General features: G+C 47.6%; 3 protein-coding genes and 1 pseudogene. All 4 read left to right on the forward strand.

Going from position 1 to position 2,214, the window contains the following annotated elements:
• A partial coding sequence (locus IDH44_RS26205; RefSeq protein WP_190921773.1) for a transposase occupies positions 1–497 on the forward strand: 497 nt, incomplete at its 5' end.
• 417 nt (positions 498–914) lie between these two features.
• Positions 915–1,526 carry a DUF4304 domain-containing protein gene (locus tag IDH44_RS26210; protein ID WP_190921774.1) on the forward strand — a complete coding sequence of 204 codons (612 nt, stop codon included), beginning with the start codon at positions 915–917 and terminating at the stop codon, positions 1,524–1,526.
• Positions 1,527–1,535: 9 nt separating this feature from the next.
• Positions 1,536–1,859, forward strand: a complete 324-nt coding sequence (locus IDH44_RS27300) for an ATP-binding cassette domain-containing protein (protein WP_317890266.1) — start codon at positions 1,536–1,538, stop codon at positions 1,857–1,859.
• Between the two features lie 115 nt (positions 1,860–1,974).
• Positions 1,975–2,124: pseudogene (locus IDH44_RS26900) on the forward strand (Crp/Fnr family transcriptional regulator); the annotation flags it as partial.
• Between the last annotated feature and the right edge of the window lie 90 nt (positions 2,125–2,214).

The following is a 2,214-nucleotide window of genomic DNA, read 5'->3' on the forward strand; positions in this document are numbered from 1 at the left end:
TGTTTAACGAGCAGCTTGAAGCCATTATGACTCAGGTGGAGGAGATTCTGGAGGGGATCCCGGGAACGACAGAAATGCTGACCATACCGGGGATCGGCATCCTCACCGTCGCCGGATTTCTGGCGGAAGTCGGTGACCTGAATACCTACGATCATGGTCAACAAATCATTCGTCTGGCCGGGCTGAATCTCATGGAGAACAGCTCCGGAATACGTAAAGGCCAGACAGGCATAACCAAGCGAGGGCGGTCACGCCTGCGGGCGCTGCTGTTCCGGGCGATCATGCCGATGGTAGCCAAGAATCCAGAGTTTAAAGCGCTACACCGCTATTTCACGACACGAGGTCAGAACCCGCTCAAGAAGAAACAGTCGCTCATCGCGTTGTGTGGAAAACTCATTCGAGTTCTGTATACGCTGGGGACAAAGCAACGCGAGTATAACGCTATTGATGTTGTTGGCCCCGTTCGGCAAGCACAGTTACAACAATTGGCTGCTTAATATCAAGGAAGCAACTACCTACAATCTCGATGATTCACAAGGAGAACAACTAGACAACGGAAGCACCGGAGAAGCCGACGAACTACACACCGTAAGGGCAACGACCCTGTAAAGGAGCGAGAATCGGCATCCACCCCTTGAGAGGCAGAACGAAGGAATGTAAGGGCACAGACCCAGCGTGACATGGGAGGGTAAACCCCAAGGGTGAATGTGGAGATCCATTGTGCGATCATATCCATTATCCACAGTTTTGGAATCCAAACGATCCTAAGCTCTGTTCCCGCCTACGCCCTTACAGAAAATCGTGGTGAGACTTCATTCTCCACCAGCGTCTCTAAAGCTGTCAAAGTTGAAATCTTGAGAATGAGCGAGAAAACAGGCGAAAACATTACTTTATAGTGGGAGGGCGGGGGGATTATGTTGCAGCAGCTTTTTAACGATCTGATTAAGCAGGACGTCAAGCCGTTCCTTTCCAAGCATGGCTTTGCAAAGAAGAGTCTGAATTTCAGCAAACCAGCCGAAGGCCTTATCTATATGTTCAATTTTCAAAAATCTGCCGGCAATTCAGCGGACAATGTAGGGTTTTATGTGAACTGTGGTATTTATGCGGCGGAGCTGGCACGAATACAATCAAAAGAGGTTTTGACGGCGCCTCAAGAAGTGGATTGTCATTTCCGAGCAAGGATAGGGCAGATTGTTAGTTCGGTTCCAGATCGATTTTCGATCACTCCTGAAACGAGTAGGGATGATTTAAGGTTAACGCTGCTAAATGGATTAGAAGAGGCTATACAGTTTTATGGGACTATGACCAGCGCCAGATCGATTGTTGATTACTACACATCGGGTCCATTTTTACATCTGGGCGAAGAGAGCTTTCATTTGCTGTTGCAATCCAATGATGCGGCTGCGGCTAAACATTATTTTGAGGCGTTGAAGGAAAAGTACGGAACAGAAAATCGATGGACCATATTCGAAAATAAATACAAAGCCATCTTCAATAAATACGGAGTGGAATTTGATAAGCTGTAAGTCAGTTAAGTGAGAAATGATGAGTCTGATACTGAAAAAGTTCAGGCTCTTTATTTCGTGAATGCGGAGCAGGACGACGGACGAGAAGTTGATCCGTACGGGTTAGCTTACCTAGCCATGCTGCAATTCACGGAGGCGGATCTGAGCAAAATGATTGGCAATCTGTCCGACGGACAGAAGGCTCGAGTGGCGCTTGCCAAGTGTCTTCTATCGGGTGCTGCGGTTATCGTCTTGGACGAGCCTGCCAACCATCTGGATCTCATGAGTATTCAGGTCATGGAGCAAGCTCTAATCCATTTTCCCGGTGCCGCCATTACGGGACGAAAATGTTAACCTTCGACCCTGTAGCGGGAGTGACGGCGCAGAGTTTTTAGAAGCGAATGGTAGGAATGGTCGGGTCTGTTGTTATTGGTGTGGTATAATTGCTGAGGAGAAAGAGGGGGCCGGGATGAAAGACATCTTGATCAAATATTTGACGAAATACACTTCATTTAGTGAAGATGAGCAACAAGTGATTGCGAGTGAGATTCAAGTGGAGGAATATAAGAAAGGAACCGTTCTCCTTCGTCAAGGAGAGGTCCCAACGGAATGTTATTTCTCACATTCCGCACCCTTGAGACTCTGAAAATGGCGAATTATGGTGTATGCTAGATTCAGAGAATCAAGCGGGGAGCGGATGGAATCATAT

This window comes from Paenibacillus sabuli, assembly GCF_014705605.1.
Taxonomy (GTDB): Bacteria; Bacillota; Bacilli; order Paenibacillales; family Paenibacillaceae; genus Paenibacillus_D; species Paenibacillus_D sabuli.

Excerpts from the sequence above, each read along its gene's own strand:
- IDH44_RS26210 (WP_190921774.1), top strand. The coding sequence starts at position 915 with ATGTTGCAGCAGCTTTTTAACGATCTGATTAAGCAGGACGTCAAGCCG.